The organism is Halomonas sp. BC04, from assembly GCF_000568385.1.
Map to the genome: position 1 here is coordinate 1 of NZ_AZQX01000371.1, position 6,229 is coordinate 6,229.

Annotated in this window: 5 protein-coding genes and 1 pseudogene; 2 read left to right on the plus strand and 4 right to left on the minus strand. The window is 62.7% G+C overall.

Going from position 1 to position 6,229, the window contains the following annotated elements; translation table 11 throughout:
* Positions 1 to 115: 115 nt before the first annotated feature.
* From Q427_RS24980 to Q427_RS24990, 4 genes are all read right to left on the minus strand, one after another.
* Positions 116 to 802 (minus strand): CBS domain-containing protein, encoded by a 687-nt coding sequence (locus Q427_RS24980; RefSeq protein ID WP_043518067.1) that lies wholly within the window; start codon positions 800 to 802, stop codon positions 116 to 118.
* 137 nt (positions 803 to 939) lie between these two features.
* Positions 940 to 2,448, minus strand: a complete 1,509-nt coding sequence (locus Q427_RS24985) for a hypothetical protein (RefSeq protein WP_043518069.1) — start codon at positions 2,446 to 2,448, stop codon at positions 940 to 942.
* A gap of 137 nt (positions 2,449 to 2,585) precedes the next feature.
* On the minus strand, positions 2,586 to 3,029 hold the full coding sequence (locus Q427_RS37150; RefSeq protein ID WP_442905572.1) for a hypothetical protein: 444 nt from the start codon (positions 3,027 to 3,029) through the stop codon (positions 2,586 to 2,588).
* Positions 3,029 to 4,732: a mechanosensitive ion channel family protein gene (locus Q427_RS24990; RefSeq protein WP_442905573.1), complete on the minus strand. Its 1,704-nt coding sequence runs from the start codon at positions 4,730 to 4,732 to the stop codon at positions 3,029 to 3,031. Before Q427_RS24990 ends, Q427_RS37150 begins: the two co-directional genes overlap by 1 nt.
* Before the next feature lie 333 nt (positions 4,733 to 5,065).
* On the opposite strand from Q427_RS24990, the gene Q427_RS24995 reads away from it, so the two are divergent.
* Both Q427_RS24995 and Q427_RS34835 read left to right on the plus strand, forming a co-directional pair.
* Complete coding sequence (locus Q427_RS24995; RefSeq protein WP_051496691.1) at positions 5,066 to 6,115, plus strand: amidoligase family protein; 1,050 nt, start codon at positions 5,066 to 5,068, stop codon at positions 6,113 to 6,115.
* Positions 6,081 to 6,229, plus strand: a pseudogene (locus Q427_RS34835) (gamma-glutamyl-gamma-aminobutyrate hydrolase family protein); the annotation flags it as partial. The gene Q427_RS24995 and the pseudogene Q427_RS34835, both read left to right, overlap by 35 nt.

Here is a 6,229-nt window from a genome sequence, read left to right on the forward strand (position 1 = left end):
CCTGGAGGCTGCGCTCAAGCAGATCCGCTGACGCCCCCGGCATGGCAGCAGGGCGGCCAATAGGCCGCCCTACCCTGTAACGCGTTCGTTATGCCGTCCCGTCGTTGCGGGGGCTTCAGGCTCCCCCCACCCCCCGCGGCATCATCCCTATGTTGTTTTCTACCGACTTCACCCCCGGGGTGTTCTCGATGGCCACCTGAACGGCCATCCGCTCCTCCGGGTTTTCCACCAGGCCCCAGGCTTGAACCGCACCATCGGCGACGATGATGTTGATCCGGTCGACCCAGACCCCGGTGATATCTTCGATCTCCTTGAGGATAGCATCGCGAATCTCTCGATCATCGACGCTGACCGCCTCGGCGTCGGCCTTCTGGTGGGAAAAGCCACGCAGCAGGTTGGCCCGGCTGACGATCCCCACCAGGCGACCGTCGCGCACCACCGGCACCCGCTTGATGTGATGCTTTTCCAGCAGCTTGGCGATCTGGCGCAGCGACTCGTCCTCACCGACGGTCACCGGATCGCGGGTCATGATCTCGCGTGCCTTGCGGGCATGGGTCTTGATGTACTCGCCAGGATTATTGCCCTCGAGCAGCTGCAGCCACCAGGACTTGCGCCGATCCGTGCCATTCTCGACCCGACGCATCAAATCGCCCTCACTGACGATGCCCAGTACCTTTTCGTCCGCATCCACCACCGGCAAGGCACTGATATTATTGTCGAGCAAAAGCTGTGCAATTTCCCGAACGTCGGCGTCGGGCGATACGGTAATGACCTTGGTAGTCATGACATCAACGGCTTGCATGGCGGCAACTCCGGACAAGGAAAATGGGAAGCATGGCTATGAATCTAGTCTGGCATGGCGGCTCTCACAAACCGCCCCTGTCAGTTACATTAGCAGACAAGGGGTTTCATGTGCTTGACATGAAGCAAGCCTGCTCCTCAAGCCGATGCCGTAATGGCCGAGTTTCCTGCTTTCTCCACCTCCTCTCCCCCCTCCTGATAGACCTGCTCGACATCGACAATGCGTGAACGGCTCATGACGATCTTCCAGCGCTGAATGATGGGCCGGGTATTGATGCCCTCCTCGCGGATGACCAGATTGAGCAGGTGACGCTTTTCCACTGACTCCTGGGATACCTGTCCATCCTTCAGCCGATAGACATGGTGCTCCCCCTTGTCCATCAGTCGTGCCAGCAGCGACAGGTCAAGTGACAGGGTTTCGCGGGTCTTCTCGTAGCCGCTGAGAAATCGGGTTGGGGACATGCGGGAGCTCGAGCGATAGTGGAGAACCACTTCTTCTCGCTGGGCCACATTGCGCTTGCGCACCCGTTGAATGTCTTCATCGAGCTTGCTGAATCGCTTGTAATCGAACCATTCCAGTTGGCGACCCACCAGCGCACCGCTGGTGGCATCCAGATACTGGCGTCGCCACTTCGGGCGACCCTTGCGCAGCCAACGCCACAGCGTATTGCGCAGGTCGTCCTTGAACACTTCCCGCATGGCATAGAGAACGGCCATCGCCAGCACGAACAGGGCTGTGATATCGCCCAGGGAGTCACGGGCCTGGAGCAGCCCCAGCGAGACGAAAATCATGACCACGGCCGTGGCCAATCCCTTGACCGCCTTCTGCTCGCCACTGCCCAGCTCCTGACTCTGTTGTTTCAGCGTCACCGGATGCTCGATCAGCCGCCGCAGAAGCCGCATCTTGTTGGACATCCGAGTGGGGTCCTGGGTGACTCGGCGGGAGTTGTACTCTTCGCGCTCACGATAGTCGCTCTCGGCGGTACAGATCGTCAGCAACCGCTTGCGAATCGAGCGAAATCCCTTGCCCCGCGGCAGGTTGGCCACCAGCGCCAGCAGTTGCTGCTCGGTGAACCAGGAAAGGTAGTTGTCGATATTCGCGTAGTACTTGTGCAGCTTCTCACTGCCGGGCTGGTTGCGACGCAGGCGACGCAGGATACCCTGCGCAAGCTCGCACAACTCCTCGAGCTGCTCGCTCAGGCGCGCCGCCGGGGCCGCCGTGTCATCGACGCGCTCCGACTCCGCGGCCGGTGAATCGCCTTCTGCATTCGACTCATCCCGGCTATCCTGCCGCCGCTCCTCCTCCTTCACCTTCCGGGCAGTATCCAGCAGAGTCTGGGTCGAGCGCTCCAGTGCAACGACGTACTGGTAAGCGTAGAGGCTGAGGCTCAAGCGATACTGCTCGCTGGTCAGCTTGCCGCGGCTGGCCAATCGACTGAGCACCAGAGGCAGATGGTGCTTGTCGCTGTAGTAGGTGCGCTTGCTGTGAATGGCACTGTGGTAGAAGGCGTCCTCCGAGATGACGTGATCGTTCAATCCCAGCTCACCGGGAACAAACAGGAAGACATCCAACCGGTGCGAAGTCTCCTCCTGCAGGACGCGGGAAATCTTGAGATGAAAGCTATCCTTGCGCTCGACGGTGATCACGTCGCCACTGCTCCTGGTCCAGGGCCGATGGCCGGTAGTATCCAGCCTCATGGTACGGCGGAACGCGGCCAGCTTGCCATGCCCCCACCCAACGCCCTGCACCGAGGATGCACCTGCCAGTCAACGCAGGGACGGCCTCATTCGGGCGATGCCTTCTGCGAATTGGTGTCCCCGTGGGGATCGGCAATGCCGGCCTCTCCCGGTTCGCGCCCCTTGGCATCACGAAAACGCCCCTGCTCACCGTCGCCGCCCAGCTCTGTGCTGGCGGACATGTCATCGCCAGGCCGGCCTTCCATGCTGATGCTGAGCCTCGGCATCCCCAGATCGATCTCCTGGGCTTCCATGCGCTGCTTGAGCAGCAGGTTGAAGGCGCGCGCCACGTCCCACTGCATCTCCGGGGCGGTGCGAAAACGCATGCGCAGGATCGGGCAGCCATCCTCGAACGCCTGAATGCCTTGCATCTCCAGCGGCGACCAGATGTGGTGGCGCATCATCGGGTCCTGGCGCAGCTCCAGCGCCGTCTCCTGCATCAGGGTGATGGCGTCATCGATCTTCATGGTGTGGGGAATGCGCAGCCGCATCAGGCAATACCGAACTGCCGCGACATGTTGTGGATGGATTCGATACGGCTGAAGGTGATGATGTGCACCACCGCGTCCAGGTCGCGCAGTCGCACGGTGCGCAGAGTCAGTCCCTCGACGGTCCCGATGTGGCCGTTGATCTGGACGAAGTCATCCACCGCCAGGGAATCCTCGATGATGATGAAGATGCCGGTGATCAGGTCCTGCACCAGGGTCTGGGCGCCGAAGCCCAGCGCCAGGCCGATGACGCCGGCACCGGCCAGCAGCGGCGTGACGTTGACCCCCAGGTTGGCCAGGCCGACGATGCTGGTGATCACCACAATGGTGGCAAAGATCACGTTGCGAATCATCGGCGTGATGGTCTGGGCTCGCGCCTGATTGACTCGGCGACCCCGGGAGCGTCCCGAGGAGATCAGCGCCCGCTGGATCGCCGTATCGGCAAATATCCAGACCAGCCACGCCAGCAACACGGTGAAGCCCAGCGCCAGCAGCGCCTGGCCGATGCGCATGCCGGCCACTCCCTCCTGGCCAAGGCCGAACAGCGAGGCGCCCCACACCTGCAACGACAGTTCGGCGAAGACGATCCAGGCAACCACATGCGAGAGCGCATAGCCGAAGCGTTCGAGGCGACGCCGGTAATCGCTGATGCGGCGCCGCTTGGAGCTCCGTTCGGTGTGACGCTGGATCAGGCCGGTGACCACCAGGGTCAGCACCAGCAAGGCGGCAGAGACGATCGAGCGGGCCAAGGCCGCACCGACATCACCCACGGTGATGAAGATCGCCAGCAGCGAGCCCACAACGATCAGCAGTGCCGGCACATGCCACAGCCCACCAATGATACGCGCCAGCTCGATGGTGGTGCCGCCCTCACGGCGTACACGCCAGCCGCGGTTGCGGATCAGGTGCTTGATCGGGCGCTTGAACTTGATGATGAAGCGAATGCTGAGAATGGCTGCGAGCATATTGGCCAGCACCGAGCCCAGCGCCGCCAGTTCATCCCCGACCATCAGTGACAACCGTGCCGAATTGAGTGCATCGCCAAGGGCGATCAGTGCACCGATCACGAACAGCATGCGCAGGGCGCGCTGCTGCAGAATCAACACCGCAATGAAGCGGTGGCCTCGGGTGAAGACCGATACCACGCACTCCACGATCACCGACAGGGTACGGCCACATAGCGCCAGGTAGGCAATGATCAGCGCCAGGGTGCGCCCAGGGCTGGCAGGCAGCACCTGGGCCAGCCCCATGACCAGAAAGAAGGCGAGCGCCCAGGGCAACATGCGACGAAGGAAGTGCAGCGCCAGCAGCCAGCCGCGCGGCTCCCGCGGCAGATCCAGGGGCAAGCCTCGTCTCATGAACAACTGCCTGCCCAGGGCGATCAGGATCACCAGCAGCCCCGCCCAGATCGCCAGCAGCACGGTACTCTCGATGGTGAATCGTGCGATCTCGGCGGAGCCGGTGTCGACCATCAAACCGCCGAGGTCCTCCCAGCCCTGCTCCAGTTGCCGCTGCCAGTCATCGATCGGCGACTCGCCGGCCTCGGCCTGCTCACCCAGTTCGCTGAACATCTCCGCCAGGGCGCCGAGCAATCCCTGCCGCTGCCCAATTCCCTCTTCTGCCCGTTCGGCGTGCACCCGCTGCAGCTCGCGCAGGTTCTCGAGCAGTGCCTCACGCTGCTGGGTATCCTCGAGGGTGCCGATCACCTCGTCCAGCGACTGCTGGAACGCCTCGGATCGTGGGCCGTACCCTCCTCGCCTGCTCCCAATCCGCCAAGCGGCAGGGACTGAGCGCTCAGTGGACCGCTGAGGACGAGCAACAGCCCAGCAAGCAGGGTGAGTATAAAGGCCCAGCCCCTGATACCTTGCCTGCGACTCATCAACACCTGAAACAAACCACCTGGCATTACGTCACTACTCCTTGTCCATGTTCGCGGCCTCGCCCTGTGACAGCAGCCAGTCATCATCGATTCCTCCGAGCCAGCTCAGCACTATGCTAGGCTGGCGGCCAAGACCGCACGACTCGCACAGGATGCCTCCATGCTGCCTCAATCACCACCCATGCCATTGAGTTACGAAGGTAAGACTCGGCGAGTGGGTGTCGAAATCGAATTTGCCGGCCTACCTCCCTCGGAGACCACGAAGCTGGTGCACACGCTCTTCGGTGGTGATATCAGCGTGGTCAGCCCTCATCGACTGAAGGTGGAGGGGACACTCTGGGGCAGCTTCGTCATCGAGCTGGATACTCAGTATGCACACCCCGATGCGAAGCTGCTCGAGGAGGTGCCACGCAAGGAGAGCGAGTGGGAACGGCAGCGCCATCAGATGCGCGTGGACTTCCATAACCGGACGCGTCAACTGATCGGCGATGTGGTTACCGGGCTGGTGCCGACCGAAGTCGTCTGCCCGCCGGTGCCCTGGGACGAACTCGGCGAGCTGGACGCCCTCTTCAAGGCGCTCCACAGCCATGGAGCCAAGGGGACCGATGCCAGCCTGCTCTACGGCTTCGGCCTCCACCTCAACCCCGAGGTGGCCAGCCTGGACGTCTCATATATTCTCAGGCAACTAAGAGCCTATCTGCTCCTGGCCGAGTGGCTGCGCCAGGAGATCGATATCGACATCACCCGCGAGGTGCTGCCCCATGCCAACCCCTTTCCCAGGCCTTACGCGCTCAAGGTACTGGATCCCGCCTATGCACCCGATCTCGACGGACTGATTGCCGACTACATCGCCTTCAACCCGACCCGCAACCGGGAGCTGGACCTCTACCCGCTGTTTGCCTTTCTCCGCCCGGATTACCCCCACGAACTGTTCCAGGACAAGCTGGTCAAGGCACGCCCCACCTTCCACTACCGCCTGCCCAATGCCCAGCTGTCACAGCTCGGCTGGGGTGCCGTGGTGGAGTGGAACCGCTGGGTGGAGGTAGAGCGCCTCGCAGCCGACAATGCGGCGCTCACCAAGCGGGCGGGCGCCTACGTCACCTATCACACTCAGCCGCGTCTGACTCGCTGGATCGGAAAGCTGCGCGACTGGATCCGGGAGGCCCGCACCCCTCATGACCCGCCCCCTCATCGGCATCACGACCTCTGACTACAAGAGCCGTATCGCCTGGTGGTTCGACTGGTTCGCCGTTTGGCGCCATGGTGGCCACCCGCTGCGGCTCTCCCCCTCGCGCCCGCTCCCCGCACACCTCGATGGCCTGAT

Excerpts from the sequence above, each read along its gene's own strand:
- Q427_RS24980 (WP_043518067.1), bottom strand. The coding sequence starts at position 802 with ATGCAAGCCGTTGATGTCATGACTACCAAGGTCATTACCGTATCGCCC.
- Q427_RS37150 (WP_442905572.1), bottom strand. The coding sequence starts at position 3,029 with ATGCGGCTGCGCATTCCCCACACCATGAAGATCGATGACGCCATCACC.
- Q427_RS24995 (WP_051496691.1), top strand. The coding sequence starts at position 5,066 with ATGCTGCCTCAATCACCACCCATGCCATTGAGTTACGAAGGTAAGACT.